Source organism: Vibrio sp. WZ-1 (assembly GCF_052037695.1).
In the GTDB taxonomy this organism is placed as follows: Bacteria; Pseudomonadota; Gammaproteobacteria; order Enterobacterales; family Vibrionaceae; genus Vibrio.
In genome coordinates, this window is record NZ_JBQEQR010000052.1 from 36,891 (window position 1) to 59,705 (window position 22,815).

Consider the following 22,815-nt stretch of genomic DNA (forward strand, 5'->3'; position numbering starts at 1 on the left):
GCTACAAGCTTATTTTCTGATTGGAATCAAACGATTATTCATCTACTCTGCTCAGCAATAAGGTTGCCAAACAAAGGCCAATGATGATAGTAGCGATCAGGTCAAAAACAAGATGAAACCGATTTTTGGCAGAGGCCCCTCTCTGCAATTCCGTCTTTTTTTTGCTGTCATAGTTTCTGCTAGTTTAATGCTTGCAGACAGTCGTCTAGACACATTCTCAAGTGTCCGATACTTACTAAATAGTATGGTGGCACCTATTCAATATGCCGCTAACTTACCTCGTACCATGTTTGATGGGGCGTTTGAACGCATGAATACCCGCCAAACGTTACTTGAAAACAGCCGCAGCCTTAAGCGCGAGGTGTTACGCCTTAAGAGTGAGCTTATCTTGCTTGATCAATACAAAGAAGAAAACCAACGTCTGCGTAAGCTACTTGGTTCTTCATTTGTCCGTGATGAGAAGAAAGTGGTTACCGAAGTTATGGCGGTAGATACTTCACCATATCGTCATCAAGTGGTGATTGATAAAGGCAAGATTGACGGCGTATATGTTGGCCAGCCAGTTATCAATGAAAAAGGTATTGTCGGTCAAGTGACGTTCGTTGCGGCACATAATGCTCGCGTACTTCTGCTTACTGATGCAAAAAATGCTATCCCAGTACAGGTTATTCGAAACGACATACGCGTTATTGCGTCAGGCAACGGTGAGATTGATGAAATTCAATTAGAGCATATTCCTACTAGTACAGACATCCAAGTGGGTGACTTATTGGTTACTTCTGGTCTCGGTGGTATTTATCCAGAAGGTTACCCAGTTGCGAATGTGACGGTTGTTGATCACGATACTCGACAAGAGTTTGCTTCTATTAAAGCTGAGCCAGTGGTTGAGTTTGACCGCTTAAGGTACTTGCTGTTGATTTGGCCAAATGAAGACAGACAACATAAAGTTTTGCAGTCTAATGCAGAAGAAGACACTGAACATGAGGTAAGCAATGGCCAATAGTGCATTTCGAAGCCGTCTCGTTATTGGTGTTAGCTTTTTTGTCGCCTTAACGTTACAGACGATCCCTTGGCCTGGAGTATTAGACTTACTAAGACCTTCTTGGCTGTTTCTTGTGACCTGTTATTGGGTACTTGCGCTGCCGAACCGTGTCAATGTTGGCACTGCATTGGTGCTGGGTTTACTGTGGGATATTCTAATTGGCTCAACGCTTGGTATTCGCGGCATGATGATGTCGATAGTGATATACCTAGTTGCGTTGAACTTCCTCGTAATTCGCAATATGGCACTTTGGCAGCAATCCATATTAATTGCTGCATTAACTGTGCTTTTAGAGGTATTGATATTCTGCGGGGAATATTTGAATCAAGACGTAGTATTTAACCCATTATCTCTGTGGACGGCTGCAATTAACTGTATACTCTGGCCATGGATGTTTTTATTGATGCGACGTATTCGTCGTTTGTGGCACGTAAGGTAGCGTTTTGATTAAAGGCTTGTCTCTGGTTCTTGCTTCGGGCTCACCAAGAAGAAAAGAACTGCTTGCTCAGTTAGGTTATGACTTTGATATTGTGCTTCCAGATATCGAGGAAGCAAAACAAGATCATGAGCAGGCAAAAGACTACGTGTTGCGTCTCTCAATGGAAAAGGCTCTAGCAGGCTTAGCATTAGCTAAGCCTGATTCGATTGTATTGGGTTCAGATACCGTAGTGGTGTGCGATAACCAAGTGTTAGAAAAGCCCAAGAGTTATGCTGATTCTAAGCGAATGCTAGATCTCCTATCTGGACGCCAACATCAAGTCATGACAGCAGTCAGTGTCGTGTCTTCCGAACAACAACATTCAGTGGTTGTCATCACTGATGTGTGGTTTAAGAACCTGACCGAAGAAGAAATACAACAATATTGGCAGTCAGGGGAACCATGCGATAAAGCTGGCAGTTACGGTATTCAAGGCCTCGGGGGACGATTTGTCACTCGCATAGAAGGAAGTTATCACGCTGTAGTGGGCTTACCTCTTTTTGAAACTGACCAGCTGCTCCAAGAATTTTTATAATTGTTTTTGAGGTGTGCACATGAGTGCAGAGTTGCTGCTTAACGTGACCCCGAGTGAAACTCGCGTGGCCATGATTGAAGGTGGAGTGCTACAAGAAGTTCATATAGAACGAGAATCCCGTCGCGGTATCGTTGGCAATATCTATAAAGGCAAAGTAAGCCGAGTATTGCCTGGTATGCAAGCGGCGTTTGTCGATATTGGTCTGGATAAAGCGGCATTTCTACACGCATCAGATATCGTTCCCCATACCGAATGTGTGGCAGAGAACGAAAAACAACAATTTCAGGTTCGTGATATTTCTGAGTTAGTTCGTCAGGGACAGGATATTGTTGTTCAGGTAGTGAAAGACCCGCTTGGCACCAAAGGCGCTCGCCTGACCACCGATATTACTCTTCCGTCTCGCTACTTAGTTTTTATGCCTGGTGCTAGCCATGTAGGTGTTTCTCAACGTATTGAAAGCGAAAGCGAACGCGAGCGTTTAAAGAAAGTTGTGAATCATTATTGTGATGAGCACGGTGGCTTTATTATTCGAACCGCAGCAGAAGGTGCAGATGAGAAGGAACTGTCTCAAGACGCTGCCTTTTTGAAGCGCTTGTGGCAAAAAGTGATGGAGCGTCGCTCAAAATACAAAACGCGTTCGACGTTGTATGGTGAGTTAGGTTTAGCACAACGTATCCTGCGTGACTTTGTCGGCACAGAGCTTGATAAAGTCATGGTCGACTCTCGCCTTGAGTACGAGAACCTGAAAGAGTTCACCTCGGAGTACGTCCCTGAGCTGACAGATAAGCTTGAGCTTTACGAAGGTGATAAGCCCATCTTTGATATGTATGACACCGAGAACGAAATTCAACGCTCTTTGGAACGCAAAGTTGAACTCAAGTCTGGCGGTTACCTGATTATCGATCAAACGGAAGCGATGACCACAGTAGACATCAATACTGGAGCTTTTGTTGGTCGTCGTAATCTAGAAGAAACTATCTTCAATACTAACGTTGAGGCGACTCAAGCTATTGCTCGTCAACTGCGCCTACGCAACCTCGGTGGTATTATCATCATCGACTTTATCGATATGGCATCTGAAGAGCACCGTAAGCGAGTACTAACCTCGCTCGAAACTGCGTTATCGAAAGATCGAGTGAAAACCAACATTAATGGCTTTACTCAGCTTGGTTTGGTTGAGATGACACGTAAGCGCACGCGTGAAAGTATTGAACATATCCTTTGTTCAGGTTGTCCTACTTGTGAAGGGCGTGGCAGCGTTAAAACTGTCGAAACAGTTTGCTACGAGATCTTACGTGAAATTACACGAGTTAATCGTGCTTACGACGCCGATAACTTTGTTGTGTATGCTTCACCATCGGTTGCAGAAACGCTACTTGGTGATGAGTCTCATGCCTTAGCTGAATTAGAAGTCTTTATTGGTAAGCAAGTGCGCATTCAAGCTGAGCCTCTTTATATTCAAGAGCAGTTTGATGTTGTGATGATGTAATTGGAATATTTGTGAATTCTGGTTTTAACCGTTTCGGACGCGTTATTGCGTGGAGTGTAGTGACAATTTTGGTGTCGTTGGCCATTATTGTCACCACATTACGTATAGCGTTGCCACAACTTAATCACTTTCAAGATGAAATCAAAACCTGGGTCAAGCAAGGCACAGGTTTTGATTTTTCTATCGCTAGCGTGAGTGGCGCATGGCGAAATAGTCACCCTTCAATCGCTTTGCAAGGTCTTCAGGCGAACCTGCCAAACAACCAAGATGCAAGTTTCGCTGTTGATGAAATACAAATTGAGTTTGACCTTATCCAGTCACTCTTTTCTCTTAAGCCGGTTGTTGCTGATCTTACTATTCAAGATCTTGCATTAGATATTCGTAATATCGATCTTCTATCAGTAGAAGGTAGCCCAGCATCACCAGCTAAACCCGAATTAAGAAGCAATGAGTCCTCTCTTATTGATAAATTAGACTCGTTGTTATTGCGTCAGTTTGAAGATTTTACCATTACCAATTCTCAGGTTTGGTATAAGTCCATTTCAGGTGAAACGCGTCGTTTAGATATCGGACAACTTCGTTGGAGTAACCAAGGTAAACACCACCTCGCAGAAGGAACCGTGAGCATTGCAGACGCGAGTCTCAACTCATTGTTAGTGCGTGCTAACTTTATCGACCACGGTTCATTGCGTGATATCTCTGGTGAGTTTTATGTGAGTGCTAAAGAGGTTTCTGTTACACCTTGGCTCACCACTTACATGCAAAATGAATCTGGCATCGAATCGGGTAAAGTCAGCCTCAATACTTGGCTTACGCTAAGGCACAGCCAGCCAAGTTATGCTTATGTCGATCTACAACCATCTGAGTTGGTGTGGAACGAGAAAGGCCGACACGAGTTGTTGTTAGAGTCAGGTATTTTCAAGCTTTCTCCAGATAAAAAAGGCTGGAAAGTAAATGGTCACTCACTGCAAATTCGCACAGACGACAGACCATGGCCAGAGCTGGATGTCGCTTTTGACTGGCAGCCAAATGGTTGGTTACTCAACTTTTCTCAATTAGATATAGAAGCGCTAACACCGTTGGTGAAATTGGCCCCCGAGTCTGAGTCGATTACCGATTTTCTCGATAAACTAGCACCAAAAGGACGAGTGGAAGACATTCGTCTATCGATGAATGGGGGATTAGACACACTGCGATATTCTGCTGAAGTGGATGAACTCGGATTAACCCAATGGGAACTGCTTCCTGGTTTCAGTCATGTGCAGGGTAAAGTGGCGGGTAACCTAGAGCAGGCCAAAGCCAAAGTCACGGTTATTGATGATGTCTTCCCGTACGGTGATGTATTCCAAGCCCCTTTGAATATTAAGCAAGGTGAAGTGGACATCATTTGGCAGCAAGATGAAGAGGGTTGGCGTTTGTGGTCGGACAAAGTGACTGCAGCAACCCCTGATTTGCAGGTGCTTGGCGCGTTCCGTTTGGATTTCCCGAAAGAGCAAAGCCCATTCCTCTCTTTTTATGCGGAAGCGGACCTCTACAACGCTGGTGAAACATGGCGCTACTTGCCGACATTAGCACTTGGGCAAGATTTGACTGACTACCTATCTACCGCGATTCAAGGTGGTAAGGTCAATGCCGCGAAACTACTTTGGTATGGCGAACTGGGTGATTTCCCATACAAAAATCACGAAGGTATATTCCAAGCTTGGGTTGGGCTAAAGGATGCAAAGTTCAGTTTTGATACTGCGTGGCCAACCATTACCAACTTACAACTGGATCTGCTATTTGAAAACGATGCGATGTATTTGGATTCCAAATCGGCGACGTTGAATGGTGTTAAAGCCAAACGAATCACAGGTCGCATTCCTGAATTGGCCGAAGGTGGTCACATCGAAATTGAAGCGAAGGCAAGCGCGCCGGGTAACGAAGTGCGTGACTACATGATGGCCACGCCATTGGTAGATTCGGTGGGGGCTGCACTAACGGCATTGCAAGTGAGCGGTCCGGTTTATTCTGAGTTTCAGCTAAATATTCCATTTGATATGGAAAAAGATGCGCGAGCTTGGGGTTATGCGGATCTTAAAAATAATCGTGTTGATATTGATGCACCACCAATGCGACTAGAAAATGCGACAGGACGAATCAAGTTTGATAACGACGTGGTGACGACATCGGGCTTGTCTGCCAAGTTGTTAAACCAACCTATCTCTCTCGACTTCCGTGGAGAGAATGCTGAGCAAGGCTACAACGTGTCGATTAACACCTTGGGTGATTGGGAAGTCGACCCTCTCAAACCTTACTTAGGTGAGCGTTGGTTAAGTCTAGTTTCTGGCCATGCGCCGTGGCAGATGGATGTAGCTCTCCAACTCAATGATGTGGGCTTTACTTACCAACTGGATGTGATCGCAAAATTGAACCAATTGGTAAGCGAATACCCGTATCCACTAGCTAAGGCGGCTGGAGAAGCTGGTACAGCAAAGTTACAAGCTTCAGGCAATCAAGAGGTGATTTCTGCACGCTTGCAATTACCAAGTGCAAAATATCAAACTGAAATCGATATTACTGGTAACGTTCCTGAACTTACCGCGACCAATCTTGTGATAGGGAATGGTGGTTTTAGAATGAATCCAATTGTTGGTCACCATGCTTCAATTCGCTTGGATGAACTGAGCATAGATCGCTGGGCGGAACTGATGAATGTTCCAGTAAGTGATGCTCCGTCTGTGCTTTCTGAGATGGCGACACCAACTATTCCTAAACCAACTAATATTGATTTAGACGTGCAAACCCTTCAATTGGCTGGCATAGAGTTTCACGATGTCGATCTAACTGCACGTAAGAAGAACTTAAGCTGGCTATTAGATGTTAATAGCCAAGAGGTAAAAGGCAAAGCTAACTACCTCAAGCCTTACGATTTATCGGTTTCACTGGAACACTTGCACCTTTATATTCCTGGTTTTGATGAGATGACAAAAGAGCGCAATTCGTTGTTTGCCAGTGAAGACCAAGCGGCTCCGCTTATCTCAAACTTTGATCGTAAGTTTCATGCGGAGATGCCAAACTTAACGCTGAATATCGACGATTTTTGGTTGCAAGGTTACAAAGTGGGTAAGGTTAACGTAGAACTTGAGCGTCGTGATAACCGCCTTGAATGGAAAAATGTCACCTTCAGCAGTGGCCAGAATAGAGTCGATATGAATGGTTGGTGGGAACTAAGCAAAGAGCGCAGCCATTCGAATCTCACCATGAAGGTTCAAGGTGAAAACAATAGTGACTTGATGGAGCGTTTTGGTATTACTTCTGGCATACAACAGGCGCCATTCGAAATTGATGCAAATTTAGACTGGGACGGTGCCCCGTGGGCAATGAAGACTCAGAGCCTACAAGGAGAGGTATCTAGTGAATTTGGTAAAGGCGTGATCACTGAAGTCAGCGGTGCAGCGCGATTACTAGGTTTATTCAGCTTGGATTCGATCATTCGTAAAATGCAGCTCGATTTTACCGACGTATTTGATAAAGGTCTCGCGTTCAACTCAATTACTGGGACTGGCAAGATTCAAGATGGCGTGTTTATCACTAATGACATAGTTATGGATGCCTTGGCTGGTGAAATGCAGATCCGTGGTATTGCTGATATGAACACGCGACTTGTTGATGCGGAAGTGAAATTTACTCCAGATATTACATCAGGTATTCCAATGCTGACGGCATTTGCGGTCGCCCCTCAAACAGCATTGTATGTTCTCGCGATTTCTACAGTGATTTCTCCCGTAGTCGAGGTCTTCACGCAAGTTAACTATGAAGTGAAAGGACCACTGGATTCGCCAACCGTAAAAGAGATTTCGCGTAGTAAAGGTGAATACAAGTTGCCAGAAAAACTGCGTGAGCAAGCAAAATAATCTCGCTGTTTGCCCTCTGACGGACAAGGAATAGAAAACATGGAACGTGTTGGCATCATTCAAATGACATCGGGGCCAGATATTGTTGAGAATCTGGACTTTATCGCCAAGCAATGTGCACTAGCTGCCGAGCAAGGCGCTAAGCTGGTTTTGACGCCTGAGAATGCTACGCAATTTGCCAATCGTGAGGCGTATCATTTCAGCGCAGAAGTGTTCGGTGATGGTCCAATTCAGCAGCGCTTATCTGGTATCGCTAAACAGCACCAGTTGACTCTGATCTTGGGTAGCATGCCGATTCGCACAGACCAAGGCGTCACAACAACAACATTGGTCTTTTCTCCTGAGGGGGAATGTATTGCTCATTACGATAAGCTACACATGTTTGATGTTGATGTCGCAGATGGCCATGGCAGTTATCGTGAATCAGATACCTTTACTGCGGGCAATGATATTGTCACGGCTGAGACTAATATTGGTACAGTAGGACTAAGTATTTGCTACGACGTACGCTTTCCTGAATTGTTTAAAGCGTTACGTCTAGCAGGCGCTCAAGTTATTGTTGTGCCAGCGGCGTTTACCGCTGTTACGGGTGAAGCGCATTGGGAAATACTGCTAAGAGCACGAGCGATAGAAAGCCAATGCTGGATTCTCGCCGGTGGGCAGACGGGAGCTCACCCCTGTGGTCGCCAAACCTGGGGGCACTCGATGGTGATTGACCCTTGGGGATGCGTTCATCAACAATTGAATGACCAAGTAGGATTGCTGGTGGCTGAGATAGATTTGTCACACAACCAGCAAGTAAGGCAGAATATGCCGCTGACTCAACACAGTCGCTTTCAAAATGAATTGAAACGGAAATAAAAGAGCTAACTATGAGCATAAACCAAATAGAACAGGCACTCCTTGCCCCAAACGGCCTGACAGAGCAAGACATCGCTGACACTCTAGCGAGCATTGCAACACGTCAGATCGATTACGCGGACATCTATTTTCAGTCCAGCTGGCACGAGTCTCTGGTTCTAGAAGACAGCATCATTAAAGATGGCTCTTTCAATATTGACTGTGGTGTCGGTGTACGTGCAGTCACAGGCGAGAAAACCGGTTTCGCCTATTCAGACCAAATTCAATTAGAAGGTTTGAAGCAAAGTGCGATTGCAGCGCGTGGTATTGCACAGCAAGGTCAAAACGGCAAAGTACATGCGTTCAAACGTTCTGATAACCAAGCTTACTACGATGCGCTGAACCCACTAGCAAGCTGGGAAAAGCAACAAAAAACCGAACTGTTGTTGTCGCTGGATGCGTACATCCGCACCAAAGAGCCACTTATCAAAGAAGTGTCGATCAGCATCAGTGGTGTGCATGAGCAAATGTTGGTTGCTGCAACCGACGGTACTTACGCTGGTGATATTCGCCCACTTGTTCGCCTTTCAATCAGTGTTCTAGCCGAAAAAGGCGATCGTCGTGAGCGCGGCAGTGCTGGTGGCGGTGGTCGCTTCGGTTACGACTTCTTCCTGTCGGAAACTGATGGTGTGAAACAAGCATTCCAATTTGCTGATGAAGCGATTCGTATGGCGCTGGTTAACCTAGAAGCGGAAGCGGCTCCTGCAGGTATGATGCCTGTGGTACTTGGCTCTGGCTGGCCGGGCGTATTGCTGCACGAAGCAGTAGGTCACGGTTTAGAAGGTGACTTCAACCGCAAAGAGTCATCCGTATTCTCTGGCAAAATGGGTGAACAAGTGACGTCTCCGCTTTGTACTATCGTGGATGATGGCACACTGAAAGATATGCGCGGCTCATTGAACGTGGATGATGAAGGTGTGAACGGTCAATACAACACACTGATCGAAAATGGTGTGCTAAAAGGCTACATGCAAGATAAGCTGAACGCACGTCTAATGGGTGTAAATCCAACCGGTAACGGTCGCCGTGAGTCATACGCGCACCTACCGATGCCACGTATGACGAACACTTACATGTTACCGGGTGAGCACACGCCAGAAGAGATCATCTCTACCGTGAAGAAGGGTCTCTATGCACCAAACTTTGGTGGCGGTCAGGTAGACATCACTTCAGGTAAGTTCGTGTTCTCAGCATCGGAAGCTTACTTAATAGAAGATGGCAAAATCACTCGTCCAGTGAAGGGCGCAACGCTTATCGGCTCTGGTATCGAGGCGATGCAGCAAGTTTCTATGGTGGGTAACGACCTAAGCATCGATAAAGGTGTTGGTGTGTGTGGTAAAGCGGGCCAAAGCGTACCCGTTGGTGTTGGTCAGCCAACATTGAAGCTAGACTCCATTACTGTTGGTGGTACTGAGTAAGCTTTATCTGAAGCAATATTAAAAAGAGCGCTCATTGAGCGCTCTTTTGCTTTTAGAGGGAGAGGATTCGCTATAGGTTCTCTTCAGCAAACTCTGCTAAGCGACTGCGCACCACACCATTGAGGTGAATGTTGGCGCTGCCTTCGAAGTTCTTGAAACGTTCAACCATATAAGTCAAACCAGACGTCACAGGTGTGAGGTAATGGGAGTCAATCTGTGCCAAGTTACCGGAACACACAATCTTCGTCCCTTCACCACAGCGGGTGATGATGGTTTTGATTTGTGAAGCGGTTAAGTTCTGACACTCATCGAGCAAGACAAACGCATTCTGGATAGAGCGGCCACGCATAAAGTTAATCGATTTAAACTGAATGTTGGCTTTATCACAGATGTACTTCATAGATCCTTCGGTGCAGTGGTCGTTCTTATGCAGGGCTTCCAAAGTATCGGTCACCGCTGCCAACCATGGCATCATTTTCTCTTCTTCCGAACCTGGTAAGAAACCAATCGACTCGCCAATGTCCGGCGTGTTACGCGTTACGATGATTTTATCGAACATGCCTTTTTCAATGGTTTGTTCCAGAGCTGCTGCCATGGCGAGGAGTGTTTTACCACTACCTGCGGCACCGGTCAGAATCACCAAATCAATATCAGGATCGAGTAGGGCATCCATTGCCATGCCTTGATAGATATTTTTTGGTGTAATGTCCCAAGCGCGACGATGCATCATGCGTTCGCGACTTAGATCGAGTAGCGTCAGTTTGTCTTCATCGATGGTTTCTACTCGCCCTACAAAATCACTTTCCTCATCAATCATATATTGATTAATAAAGGTCGGATCGAACGGTTCGCGGCCGAGTTTATGGAACGTTTTTCCACCCAGTGCGTAGCTCTCAACTTCATCCACACCGCTCCAAAAATTGCCTTCACGTTGCTGAAAGCCTTTGGTTAGGTATTGGATATCATCAATCAGTTGATCCGTACGATAGTCTTCAACAAAACGAACGCCAGCGCCTTTGGCACGCAAGCGCATATTAATGTCTTTGGTTACGAGCACAACTTCTCGCGGTGCGCGTTTATTTTGTAGGTAAAGCACTGCATTGAGAATGCGATTGTCACCGGCTTTGTCGGCGAAGGCTTTGACGGTTTCCTGCAATTCGAAGTCCGCCAAAATAGAAATGGTGCCTTGGTTAGGGTTGTCTTTGGATACTGGAATACCTTCTGAGATTTCATCCGGTGTCGCGTCTTTAAACAGATCTTCCAAGGCGCGAATGGCAACGCGTGCATCCCTTGCTACATCGCGTTTACTGTCTTTGATTCGGTCGAGTTCTTCTAACACAGTCATTGGAATGACGACATCGTGTTCTTGGAAAGAGAAGATGGCGAAGGGTTCATGAAGAAGAATGTTGGTATCGAGTACAAACAGTTTCCGATCGGTATCGCCCATAGCGTCTCCTTGCCGCAGCGCGGCTTTGCTGGCTAAAAGTTAAGAAGGAAAACTCTTCCTAACCCTAATTGCTTGCAATAGAGGTTGTCGGGCAATGTCGGTTAGTGTGCAACCGAGTAGCAAGACAACTTACTAGCAAACCCGTGTTGATCCTAATCGTGTACTTAATGCGCTCAAATCATATTTAATAACTCTAAGCGCCCCTCAATAGAAGTATACGTAATATTTACTTCCTACAAGTCAATAATTGTCATGAGTTTTTTACAATTTGATTGCATTCCTAATTCAGGAAAAAAAGTTTGCCGTTAAAGCCGTTTCGACGTGACCTAAATCACAGCTTCAAGTAAGATTAGCGACCTTTTTCTGGGCATAGGCTATGAGAGAATTATTATGCTTAGCTGGCTTAAAAATGTTCAGCAATAGTGGCATGACAAGCTCGATTGGCATAGCAGAAGCCAGAATCAGATCTAAACTATTACCCATGCCCATCGGGATGGGTGGACCAACAAGAAATACGAATCAAGAACTAATAACGAGGTAGTCAATTCATGACATTTGCTTTGGGGCAGCGCTGGATTAGCGATACGGAAAGCGATTTAGGTTTAGGTACCGTAGTAGCAATGGATGCTCGTACTGTGACATTGATGTTTGCAGCATCAGAGGAAAACCGAGTTTACGCACGTAACGATGCACCAGTTACCCGAGTAACGTTCAACGTCGGTGATGTCATCGATTGCCAAGAAGGTTGGTCATTAAAAGTTGAAGAAGTACTGGAAGATGAAGGTCTATACACCTATTTCGGTACTCGTGAAGACACGCAAGAAACGGCGATCGTGTTGCGTGAAATCTTCCTAAGCAACCACATTCGTTTTAACAAACCGCAAGACAAGTTGTACGCAGGTCAAATCGACCGCATGGACAACTTCGTACTTCGCTACCGTGCGCTACAAAACCAATTTGAACAACACAAGAGCCCAATGCGTGGTCTGTGTGGCATGCGCGCAGGTTTGATCCCTCATCAGCTTTACATCGCGCACGAAGTCGGTCGTCGTCACGCGCCTCGCGTTTTGCTCGCGGACGAAGTAGGTCTAGGTAAAACCATCGAAGCGGGCATGATCATCCATCAGCAAGTGCTGTCAGGTCGTGCTGAACGTATTCTGATCGTGGTACCAGAGACACTGCAACACCAGTGGCTAGTAGAGATGATGCGTCGTTTCAACCTGCACTTCTCTATCTTCGATGAAGAACGCTGTATTGAAGCATTCGCAGAAGCAGAAAACCCATTCGATACACAGCAATACGTGCTGTGTTCACTAGACTTCCTACGTAAGAGCCGCAAGCGTTTTGAACAAGCGCTAGAAGGCGAGTGGGATCTATTGGTTGTCGATGAAGCGCACCATCTAGAGTGGAGCCAAGATAAACCAAGCCGTGAATACCAAGTGGTCGAAGGCTTGGCAGAACGCACTGCAGGTGTACTACTGCTAACCGCAACACCAGAGCAGTTAGGTCGCGAGAGTCACTTTGCTCGTCTACGTCTTCTAGACCCAGATCGTTTCTACGATTACGACGCATTCGTTGAAGAAGAGGAGCAATACGCACCAGTTGCTGACGCTATCACGTCGCTGTTCTCAGGTGAGAAACTGCCTGACGAAGCGAAAAACCAAATTACAGAACTACTTTCTGAGCAAGACGTTGAGCCGCTATTCCGCATTATAGAAAGCGACAGCGATGAAGAAGCGAAAACCTCAGCACGCCAAGAGCTGATCGACAACCTGATGGATCGTCACGGTACGGGTCGAGTGCTGTTCCGCAACACGCGTGCTGCTATCAAAGGCTTCCCGAAGCGTAACGTGCATCTAATGCCAATGGACATTCCGCAGCAGTACACCACTTCAATGCGTGTATCTGGCATGATCGGTGGCAAGATGACACCAGAAGCACGTGCGGTGAAGAACCTTTACCCAGAAGAGATTTTCCAAGAGTTTGAAGGCGAAGATTCAAGCTGGTGGCAATTCGATTCACGTGTTAACTGGCTACTTGAAAAAGTAAAAGAGAAGCGTAGCGACAAAGTGCTGGTTATCGCTTCTCGTGCAAGCACCGCGCTGCAACTTGAGCAGGCACTGCGTGAGCGTGAAGGTATTCGTGCAACTGTATTCCACGAAGGCATGTCGATCCTTGAGCGTGATAAAGCAGCTGCTTACTTCGCGCAAGAAGAGGGCGGCGCACAGGTGCTAATTTGTAGTGAGATCGGTTCAGAAGGTCGTAACTTCCAGTTTGCTAACCAGCTTGTGATGTTCGATTTGCCGTTTAACCCAGACTTGTTAGAGCAGCGTATTGGTCGCCTTGATCGTATCGGTCAAAATCGTGATATCGATATTCACGTGCCTTACCTTAAAGGTACGTCGCAAGCGATCCTTGCACGTTGGTTTGATGAAGGTCTGAACGCGTTCTCTGAAACCTGTCCGACTGGTCGCGCGGTTTACGATAAGTATGCTGATGCACTGATTGAAATGTTGGCATCTGGCGATACTTCAAATCTTGATGACGTGATTGAAGAATCTGCGAAGATGAACAAAGAGCTGAAATCACAACTTGAGCAAGGTCGTGACCGTCTGCTAGAGATGCACTCAAATGGTGGCGAGAAAGCGCAGCAAATCGTTGAAAAAATCTCATCGACAGATGGTGATACCAATCTAGTAACGTTTGCACTGTCTCTGTTCGACACCATTGGTCTGAACCAAGATGACAAAGGTGAAAATGCGCTGGTAGTAACGCCATCAGAGCACATGATGGTACCGAGCTACCCAGGTCTGCCATATGAAGGTGCGACAATTACATTTGACCGTGATACGGCGCTCTCTCGTGAAGATATGAACTTTATCAGTTGGGAACACCCAATGATTCAAGGTGGTATCGATTTGCTGATGAGCGAAGGTGTGGGTACGTCAGCGGTTTCTCTACTGAAGAACAAGGCTCTGCCAGTTGGTACTATCCTGCTTGAGCTTATTTATGCAGTTGACGCCCAAGCGCCAAAACGCAGCGGCATTACTCGCTTCCTTCCGAAGACGCCAATTCGCATGATGATGGATGCTCGTGGCAACGATCTGTCTTCTCAGGTTGAGTTTGAAGGCTTTAACCGTCAGCTTAGCCCGGTAAACCGTCACCTTGGCAGCAAGCTTGTTACTTCAGTACAGAAAGATGTTCATCATTTGATTGAGGCGGGCGACGCGTTGGTTGAGCAGAAAGTGGAAGAAGTTCGCAAGCAAGCGCATCAAGACATGCAGCAAAGCTTGAATGCAGAACTTGAGCGTCTACAAGCACTGAAAGCGGTTAACCCGAACATCCGTGACGAAGAGATTGAAGCGATTGAAGAACAAATCAAAGAGCTAACAGGTTATATCAACCAAGCTCAGGTTCAGCTAGATTCGCTACGTCTGATTGTAGTCAGCCATAACTAATCAGCGTTCAAACACACGAAAAAAGGTCTTCAATTGAAGACCTTTTTCTTTATCTGAGGGGTGTTTATCTCAGCGGCTCAGCAAATAGCTAATTACATTAGCCACTTCCACCAAATAAACAGCGCTAAGAAGCCGAATAAGTAAATCAAGCCAGCAATCGACAACCACTTCAATTTACGCCCCAGTGCTAATGGCTTAGGTAAGTCGGTTTTGCTCACCAGAATGTAGTTCAGTAGCGCGAAGAAAGGTGTGGTCATAAACGCCAGCACCATAGCAAAGTTCAGCATGGGTAGCAGTGCTGAAGCCCAGAACACCACAATGCCTAATGCCAATACCGATACCGTTAGCATGATCGCCGACGTCGCTTTTGGATCGGTCTCTGGTTGTGAGCGCAGTAGGCGTTGAGAGTCCGAGATCACACGAGAGTAGCCATCGATCACGGTGATTGTACTGCCGAAGATGCAGAAGAATGCAATCACCGCAATTAGGTAGCGTGACCACTCGCCAATAGTCGCAGCGTACAAGCCGACAAGCTGGTGGGAGAAGCCCACGCCAGAGCTCTTAAGCTCAATACTTGAACCATGCAGCATCAACGCACCTAGCGATACAAATACCAACGCCAATAATGCCGTACCAATGTAGCCGACGTTGAAATCAAACAGGGCTGATTTCGCTGTCACTTCTTGTTGGCTGGTCTGGCGTTTTAGCCACGCAGACGTCAAGCATGAGATTTCGATCGGTGCTGGCATCCAGCCCATGGTTACGACGATAAAGCCGATTGCAGCAATTGACCAAGGAGAAGGGGATTCAAAGTTCGCAACAGGCTCTACCGGGTTACCAAATGCAATCGCTACTGCTAGCAATGTTGCAATAGTCAAAACCGTCATGATGACTTTCGAGAGCGTATCCAGCGCTTTGTAATGACCCGCAAAGAGGATCACCAAACACGTCACCAACACGATGATGCTGAGTGATGCCATCGACAATGAAAATGGAATGAAGTAGCCCAACAAGCTCGCACTGAACATCAGAAGTGCTGCTGTGTTGATCACCGCTGAAACTGAGCTGAGAAACAAGAACAGCCACAGATAAGGACGACCAAGCTTCGCGTAGCCCTCGACCAGCGTTTTACCTGTGCCCATAGTGTATTGCACACCTGCTCTGAAAAATGGGTATTTAAAAAGATTTACCAGCAGGATAAGCAAGGCGAGTTGCCAGCCATAAATTGCCCCAGCCTTAGTTGAGGCAACAAGGTGTGAGCCACCTACCGCAGCCGAAGCCATAAGAATGCCGGGACCCAATGAGCGTGCAAATTGGGAGATTTTGGATTGGGGTTGGTCTGGTACTGCCGATTCCATTTGTGATTGTCCTTTTTTATCTACTAAGAACTATAAGTAACATGCTTAGTATGGTTGTCAATTTAAATTTACAATCTGGTTTGTTTTTATTTTTTCTATCAAGTTGACTTGCTAAGTTTTGTTATTTCAAAAAGTTATATCGATGGTTGTTGGTGACAAAATTAATCGTGTTTTGTGCATGCATCTTGAGGTCTCTTGGGTATAATCAGCGCGTTTTTATTCTGTAGAGATCCTGCCCATGGCAATGCTTGAGTACAATCCACCAACTGAACCTTGGATTGATGTCGTTTTTGAAGATGAGCAAATTTTGGCGGTAAATAAGCCATCCGGTCTGCTCTCTGTGCCGGGGCGTCTTGCTGAGCACTATGACAGTATGTGGAGTCGGCTCACTGAGCAGTATCCAGATATTCAAGTGGTACACCGTTTGGATATGTCGACTTCCGGTTTGATGGTGCTGGCGAAGAACAAACGTGCAGAAAGTGCTTTAAAGAAACAGTTTCAGTACCGTTTGACGCATAAGATTTACTACGCTCGCGTTTGGGGCCATATCGAGCAAGAAGAAGGTGAGATTGATCTACCGCTGATCTGTGATTGGCCGAACCGCCCGTTGCAGAAAGTCTGCTTTGAAGACGGTAAGCCCTCAAAAACCTTATTCCAAGTTGCGAAGAGAGAAGAGCATCCTGATGGTTCGAAGACCACGATCGTGCGTTTGTTGCCTATCACTGGACGTTCGCATCAGCTGCGTGTCCACATGCAAGCATTAGGTCACCCAATTGTGGGCGATGAGTTTTACGCAACCGAAGAAGCGAAAGTCTTCTCTGAACGCCTGGAACTGCATGCCGCAGAGCTGAGCTTCTACCATCCGAAAACAGACTGGTTGCGTAGTATTTTTGTTCCTTGTGATTTTTACCCGGAAGCGGAAGCGATGATCTTTGACTATTTCGACCCAGCGCGTAAATTACCAGATTACAAAACACTGCCTCGCCCATAAATTCATCTTTAGGCAGTGAACAAGGAGTTGTTATGTCACTGCCTAAAGTGGTCTTCCTCGACCGTGCGACCATTCCCGCTCAAATTCAGGTACCTCGTCCCAGCTTTGCCCATGATTGGGTGGAATACGATCTGAGCTCTCCTGAGCAAGTTGTTGAGAGACTTTCTGATGCGGATATCGTAATAAGCAACAAAGTGGTGCTCGATCAAACCGTTCTCTCTCTACTCCCTAATCTCAAGATGATTGCCGTGGCGGCAACGGGTTTTAATAATGTCGATATTAACTATTGCGCTGAGCACAATATTGCGGTCGCAAACGTACGTGGTTATGCGACTCGTTCTGTACCAGAACACGTTATCGCAATGCTGCTTGCCTTGCGTCGTAATTTGTTTGGCTATCACCAAGATATTGCCGCAGGTGAGTGGCAACGCAATAAGCAGTTTTGTTTTTTTACGCATCCGATCGGTGACGTTGCGGGCAGTACATTAGGTGTCGTTGGCAGCGGCGCATTAGGTCAGGCGACGGCACAACTGGCCAAAGCGTTAGGTATGAATGTCATATTTGCAGAGCGCAAAGGTGTAATTGACTGTCGAGAAGGCTATGTCTCTTTTGCTGAGATGCTTGTTCAAGCCGACGCCATTACACTGCATTGTCCGTTAAATGAAGAGACGCATGACTTGATAGGTGAAGCTGAACTCAAGCTGATGAAGCCGACTTCTATTGTGATTAATACCGGACGTGGTGGTTTGGTGGACGAATATGCTTTGGTGGATGGATTGATACAAGGGGAGATCGCTGCGGCTGGGTTTGATGTTTTTACTCAGGAACCTGCTGATGAGAGTAATCCGTTGATTGCCAACATGCATTTGCCTAATTTGCTGCTGACGCCGCATGTTGCGTGGGGCAGTGACTCTTCGATTCAGCGGCTAGCTGAGATCTTAATTGAGAACATTAACGCCTTTGAGCGTGGTGAAAGTCTCAATCGCTTAGCGTGATGTTAGAACGATGAAGGTAAAAAAAAGCAGACTCAGGGTCTGCTTTTTGGTTTTCTTATTGCGCTGAATTAGATTTCTTCGTCGTTCAATGCTTTTAGAATTTGGAAGATTTCACGGTAAGATTTTGCTGGTTTACCGGCTTTCTTCTCTTTCGCTGCTTGGCGAGCAAGTTGGCGTAGACGTTGACGGTCTGCTTCTGGGTAAAGTTCCATAACATCGTCAATCGCTTTATCGCCTTCTTCGACAACGCGATCACGCAGCGCTTCAAGCTTGTGCAATGCAGCAGTTGCTTGTGAGTGCTTGTTGCGAACTTTGTCTAGTGCCGCTTGGATTGGCTCTGGATCTTCATAACGCATCAATTTACCGATACGTTGTAGCTGACGGCGACGCGCTTCATTTTTAAAGCGCTGTGCATCAGCAATTGCTTCTCGCAGGTCTTCGCTCAATGGAAACTTTTCTAGAACCGCTGGCTTAAGGCCAACAAGCTCTTCACCAAGCTTTTGCAGCTCTTCCATGTCTCGCTTCATCTCGGATTTACTTACCCAGATGATCTCTTCTTCTGGTTCCCATGGCGCTTTTTGATTCTTACGTGCCATTTCAGTTGCCTGTGTTTTGATTAATATTATGACTATTTTAACAAGAATCGTGGGGAGAAAGCGAAATTCTTGTTATTCTATTGTGCATTGAAGACATGATGTGAAAGACAATGGATATTAAACAGCAGGTTGCTGAGCAACGTACCGAGCTAGAACAAGCCGTTTCACGTGCACTAGAAATCGCCGCAGCAAAATCTGATGCTGCTGAAGTTGCCATTACGAAGAGCACGGGGTTGAGTGTTTCCACTCGTATGGGTGACGTCGAGAATGTTGAATTCAACAGCGATGGTGCACTAGGTATTACCGTGTACCGCGGTCAACGTAAGGGTAGTGCTTCAACATCTGATTTGAGCGAAGCTGCTATCGAGCAAACTGTATTAGCAGCATTAGACATTGCTCAATACACATCAGAAGACCCATTTGCAGGTCCTGCTCCAAAAGAATACATGGTGAAAGAGGTGCCAGACTTAGACCTTTTCCACCCAGACGCCCCTGATCCAGACTACGCTGCACAAGTGGCTATTGCCGCTGAAAAAGAAGCGCTAAGCTACAGCGATGCGATTAAGCAAAGTGATGGTGCTAGCTACGACAGCCACTACGGCGTGAAAGTATATGGCAACAGCCATGGCTTACTAGCAAGTTACGCATCAAGCCGCCACAGCACCAGTTGTTGTGTGATTGGTGTGGGTCAAAACGGCGAAATGGAGCGTGATTACAGCTACACTGTAGCTCGCCACCGTGACGACCTCTGGTCTCCAGAAGTTGTTGGTCGCAATGCTGCAGAGAAAACCATTAGCCGCCTTGATGCACAAAAACTTAAGACAGGTAAGTACCCAGTCATGTTTGCTGCAGACGTGGCGACGGGCTTGATTGGCCATCTAGTCATGGCTATCAGTGGTGGCAACCTGTACCGAAAGTCTTCTTTCCTATTGGATCACCTTGGTAAGCAAGTGTTGCCTGAATGGTTCAACATTTCTGAGCGCCCACACGTTTTACGCGGTTTGGCTTCAAGCCCATTTGATAGTGAAGGTGTTTACACGCAAGATCGTGAAATCATCACTGATGGCGTATTGGCAACTTACCTTCTGACCAGCTACGCAGCGCGTAAAATGAAGATGGAGCCAACCGGTCACGCTGGTGGTATTCACAACTGGTACGTTAAGTCGACAGGTCAGAACTTCGAGCAGATGCTGAAGGAGCTGGGCACTGGTTTATTGGTAACAGAAACCATGGGCCAAGGCGTGAACGTTGTGACGGGTGATTACTCTCGTGGTGCAGCAGGTTTCTGGGTTGAGAACGGTGAAATCCAATATCCAGTATCTGAGATTACCATCGCGGGGAACCTAAAAGACATGTTCAACCAGATTGTTGCTGTGGGTAGCGACGTAGAAACACGTTCGCAAATCCAAACGGGTTCTATCTTGTTGGATACCATGAAGGTTGCTGGTGAGTAATCTCACTATCCGCTAGATGCAAAAAAGCCTGATGTGTTCATCAGGCTTTTTTATTGCTTGTTAGCTGCAGCTCACGAGAGAAACTAAATCACCAAGGTAGCAAGACCGAGGAAGACTGAAAGACCGATTACGTCAGTCACAGTGGTCAGTGCCATACCGCCAGCCAGTGCTGGGTCGATGTTCATTTTTTTCAGTAAAATAGGGATGGTTACACCAGCAACACCTGCGACAAACAGGTTGGTTAACATGGCCGCAGAGATAATTCCGCCAAGCATCCAGTTGCCTTTCCACGCAACCACGATGCCACCGATGATCAGTGCCCACATGATGCCGTTCAGCAAGCCGATGGCGGCTTCTTTCATCAACAGTTCACGCTTGTTGGAGTCACCTATGTGACCGAGGGCTAAGCCGCGGATCACAAGTGCAACGGTTTGGTTACCAGCAACGCCACCCATGGAAGGGACAATCGTCATTAAGACGGCAATTGCAGCCATCTGATCGAGCGTGGCTTCAAACATGTTGGAGACAGAGGCTGCTGCTAGCGCGGCAAGTACGTTGGCACCCAGCCAAATACTACGTTTGCGAGCGGATTTTACTACCGGAGCGAAGGTATCTTCGTCGTCGTCCATACCCGCCATACTCATCATCGAGTGTTCCGCGTCTTCACGGATAACGTCGACCACGTCATCGATGGTGATACGACCAACAAGGTGCTGGTTTTCATCAACCACTGGAGCAGATACCCAGTTACGACGCTCAAACAGGCTTGCCACATCAGAGTCACTAGTATCAACAGTAATCGCATCGTCTGCATCTTCCATGACTTCACTGACTTTGACATCAGGCTGCGTGGTGATCAGCGTCGTGATAGGTAGTTCACCAATCAGTTTGCTTTCATCATCAATTACATACAGTGCGTCAGTCGCTTCAGGAAGTTCACCTTTCATACGTAGATAACGCAGGACAACATCCACATCAACGTCGCCACGAATGGTGATTACGTCGGTGTTCATCAACCCACCCGCAGTGTCCTCAGGGTAGGATAGGGCGGTTTCCACACGCAGACGATCGGCAGTGTCCATCTGGGACAGAACTTCACGTGAGACGTCGTCAGGCAAGCTACGCAGGACGTAAGCCACGTCATCGGTGTCCATGCCTTCTGTCGCTTCAGCAAGCGCTTCAGGAGCCATTTTGGACACAAGACTGTCTTTAACGTCTTCGTTTAACTCGTCAAGAATTTCACCGTAGTCTTCTGGGTCGGTAAGTTGCCAGAGAACCTCACGACTTTTACGCGGAGAGGCTTCTAAAAGGTGGGCGATATCCTCAGGCTCCATGTCCTGCAATTGACGCCGAACATGGACGAAGCGGCCGTTTTCTAGTGCTTCTGTGACTTCTTGGAGGGCTTGGTGAGCTTGGTCGAATTCTATTTGCTCTGCCATTCATTCCTCCCAATTCCTGATATTTACAATGCTTTGAATAATAACTTAATTCTAGGCACCTTTTAATAACAACTTATGAAAGTCGGCAAAATTATTTATTGGGATTTAAGTGAGAGGAGAAGAGGTGTGGAATATTCAGGTATAAAAAATAAAAAAGCGAGTGAATCACTCGCCTTCATCAAACCTATCCTCAATCAAATGACAAACCGCATCAAGGGCTTGCTCTGATTGGTCGCCAGTGGCGTGGATAGTTACATATTGCCCTTGGGCAGATTCTAACATCAACAAGCCCATCACGCTGTCTGCGGTCGCGGTTTTGTCTTCTTCGTTATCGATGGTGATCACTGCATCGAAGCTTTGGGCCAATTCTACCAGTTTTACCGCTGCGCGCGCATGAAGCCCTAAGCGGTTTTGGATCAATACCTTACGACTTAATTTCACCGTTATTCCTTAACGTTTTTTTCCAGAGAAGTATGGCGAATTTGTACTTGATGTCCTTTATCTGCAAAGTACTCACCGATCTTTTGTGTGAGATACACTGAGCGATGTTTACCGCCGGTACAACCAATCGCAACGGTAAGGTAGCTACGGTTGTTTTTCTCTAACAGAGGTAACCAAGTTTCAATGAAGCTTTCAATTTGATATTTCAGGTCGAGAACAGATTGGTGCTGCTCTAAGAACGCACCGATTGGAGCATCCAAACCAGTAAGAGGACGTAGTGCTGGCTCCCAGTGCGGGTTTGGTAAGAAGCGTACATCGAACACGTAATCCGCATCTGATGGTAAGCCGTACTTGAAACCAAATGATTCAAACACCATCACCAAGTCTTTACGCTCTCGACCTTCAACGCGCATACGCACGGTTTCGCTGAGGTCATGCAGAGATTGCCCGCTGCTGTTAAGCACTAAGTCGGCATGGGCTTTCAGCGGCATTAGGATGTCATGCTCAAGTTCAATGGCTTGATCTAGTGATAAAGACTGACTGCCCAACGACAGTGGATGAATTCGGCGGGTTTCGCTGTAGCGTTTGAGTAGGGTTTCTTTATTCGCGTCTAAGAACAGCACTGTCACGTCTAACTCAGTTTTGAGTTTTTCTAGTGTGGTGTTGAGTTCTTTGAGCTTCTTCGGAATATTTCGAATATCGATGCTTACCGCTACGTTCTGCTTACTGTCGGAGATAGATTTCACAAACGCATCAAGTAAGTTAACCGGTAGATTGTCTACGCAGTAATAACCTAAGTCTTCAAGTACGCGTAAGGCAACACTCTTCCCAGCACCGGAGTGCCCGCTAACAACGATTAATCGCATGGTGATTGTCTC

Annotated in this window: 17 protein-coding genes; 11 read left to right on the forward strand and 6 right to left on the reverse strand. The window is 46.5% G+C overall.

Features of this window, described 5'->3' with window-relative positions; all coding sequences use genetic code 11:
• Positions 1–112 precede the first annotated feature (112 nt).
• From mreC to tldD, 7 genes are read left to right on the forward strand one after another with little or no spacing between them, the layout of a single operon-like run.
• Positions 113–1,003, forward strand: coding sequence for a rod shape-determining protein MreC (mreC, locus tag ACTS60_RS03765; RefSeq protein WP_045391577.1), 891 nt, complete (start codon positions 113–115; stop codon positions 1,001–1,003).
• Positions 993–1,481, forward strand: a complete 489-nt coding sequence (gene mreD / locus ACTS60_RS03770) for a rod shape-determining protein MreD (protein ID WP_440887189.1) — start codon at positions 993–995, stop codon at positions 1,479–1,481. Before mreC ends, mreD begins: the two co-directional genes overlap by 11 nt.
• 4 nt (positions 1,482–1,485) lie before the next feature.
• Positions 1,486–2,055: a Maf family protein gene (locus ACTS60_RS03775; protein WP_440887190.1), complete on the forward strand. Its 570-nt coding sequence runs from the start codon at positions 1,486–1,488 to the stop codon at positions 2,053–2,055.
• Between the two features lie 19 nt (positions 2,056–2,074).
• Positions 2,075–3,544 (forward strand): ribonuclease G, encoded by a 1,470-nt coding sequence (gene rng, locus ACTS60_RS03780; protein WP_071236282.1) that lies wholly within the window; start codon positions 2,075–2,077, stop codon positions 3,542–3,544.
• Between the two features lie 11 nt (positions 3,545–3,555).
• The gene (locus tag ACTS60_RS03785; RefSeq protein WP_440887191.1) at positions 3,556–7,440 is read left to right on the forward strand and encodes a YhdP family protein; all 3,885 of its coding nucleotides are present in this window, start codon (positions 3,556–3,558) and stop codon (positions 7,438–7,440) included.
• Between the two features lie 39 nt (positions 7,441–7,479).
• Positions 7,480–8,301 carry a carbon-nitrogen hydrolase family protein gene (locus ACTS60_RS03790; RefSeq protein WP_440887192.1) on the forward strand — a complete coding sequence of 274 codons (822 nt, stop codon included), beginning with the start codon at positions 7,480–7,482 and terminating at the stop codon, positions 8,299–8,301.
• A gap of 11 nt (positions 8,302–8,312) precedes the next feature.
• Positions 8,313–9,758 (forward strand): metalloprotease TldD, encoded by a 1,446-nt coding sequence (gene tldD / locus ACTS60_RS03795; protein ID WP_440887193.1) that lies wholly within the window; start codon positions 8,313–8,315, stop codon positions 9,756–9,758.
• 70 nt (positions 9,759–9,828) lie between these two features.
• On the opposite strand, the gene ACTS60_RS03800 is transcribed toward tldD, so the two are convergent.
• On the reverse strand, positions 9,829–11,205 hold the full coding sequence (locus tag ACTS60_RS03800; RefSeq protein WP_440887194.1) for a PhoH family protein: 1,377 nt from the start codon (positions 11,203–11,205) through the stop codon (positions 9,829–9,831).
• A gap of 548 nt (positions 11,206–11,753) precedes the next feature.
• Here ACTS60_RS03800 and rapA point away from each other — a divergent pair.
• The gene (gene rapA, locus ACTS60_RS03805) at positions 11,754–14,663 is read left to right on the forward strand and encodes an RNA polymerase-associated protein RapA (RefSeq protein WP_440887195.1); all 2,910 of its coding nucleotides are present in this window, start codon (positions 11,754–11,756) and stop codon (positions 14,661–14,663) included.
• A 92-nt stretch (positions 14,664–14,755) separates the two neighbouring features.
• On the opposite strand, the gene ACTS60_RS03810 is transcribed toward rapA, so the two are convergent.
• Complete coding sequence (locus ACTS60_RS03810; RefSeq protein ID WP_440887196.1) at positions 14,756–16,021, reverse strand: NRAMP family divalent metal transporter; 1,266 nt, start codon at positions 16,019–16,021, stop codon at positions 14,756–14,758.
• A 238-nt stretch (positions 16,022–16,259) separates the two neighbouring features.
• Between ACTS60_RS03810 and rluA the strand changes: the two genes are divergently transcribed.
• Together rluA and ACTS60_RS03820 are read left to right on the forward strand one after the other, a co-directional pair.
• Positions 16,260–17,012, forward strand: coding sequence for a bifunctional tRNA pseudouridine(32) synthase/23S rRNA pseudouridine(746) synthase RluA (gene rluA, locus ACTS60_RS03815; RefSeq protein ID WP_440887197.1), 753 nt, complete (start codon positions 16,260–16,262; stop codon positions 17,010–17,012).
• Positions 17,013–17,044: 32 nt separating this feature from the next.
• Positions 17,045–18,007 carry a D-2-hydroxyacid dehydrogenase gene (locus ACTS60_RS03820; protein WP_440887198.1) on the forward strand — a complete coding sequence of 321 codons (963 nt, stop codon included), beginning with the start codon at positions 17,045–17,047 and terminating at the stop codon, positions 18,005–18,007.
• Between the two features lie 68 nt (positions 18,008–18,075).
• On the opposite strand, the gene yjgA is transcribed toward ACTS60_RS03820, so the two are convergent.
• On the reverse strand, positions 18,076–18,603 hold the full coding sequence (gene yjgA, locus ACTS60_RS03825; protein WP_440887199.1) for a ribosome biogenesis factor YjgA: 528 nt from the start codon (positions 18,601–18,603) through the stop codon (positions 18,076–18,078).
• Between the two features lie 110 nt (positions 18,604–18,713).
• Here yjgA and pmbA point away from each other — a divergent pair, with 110 nt between their 5' ends.
• A complete protein-coding gene (pmbA, locus tag ACTS60_RS03830; protein ID WP_440887200.1) occupies positions 18,714–20,057 on the forward strand; it encodes a metalloprotease PmbA in 1,344 nt (447 codons plus the stop codon).
• 83 nt (positions 20,058–20,140) lie between these two features.
• On the opposite strand, the gene mgtE is transcribed toward pmbA, so the two are convergent.
• From mgtE to rapZ, 3 genes are all read right to left on the reverse strand, one after another.
• Positions 20,141–21,496, reverse strand: a complete 1,356-nt coding sequence (gene mgtE, locus ACTS60_RS03835) for a magnesium transporter (protein WP_440887201.1) — start codon at positions 21,494–21,496, stop codon at positions 20,141–20,143.
• A gap of 165 nt (positions 21,497–21,661) precedes the next feature.
• Positions 21,662–21,937 (reverse strand): HPr family phosphocarrier protein, encoded by a 276-nt coding sequence (locus tag ACTS60_RS03840; protein ID WP_440887202.1) that lies wholly within the window; start codon positions 21,935–21,937, stop codon positions 21,662–21,664.
• A gap of 2 nt (positions 21,938–21,939) precedes the next feature.
• Positions 21,940–22,803 (reverse strand): RNase adapter RapZ, encoded by an 864-nt coding sequence (gene rapZ, locus ACTS60_RS03845; RefSeq protein WP_440887203.1) that lies wholly within the window; start codon positions 22,801–22,803, stop codon positions 21,940–21,942.
• Positions 22,804–22,815 lie beyond the last annotated feature (12 nt).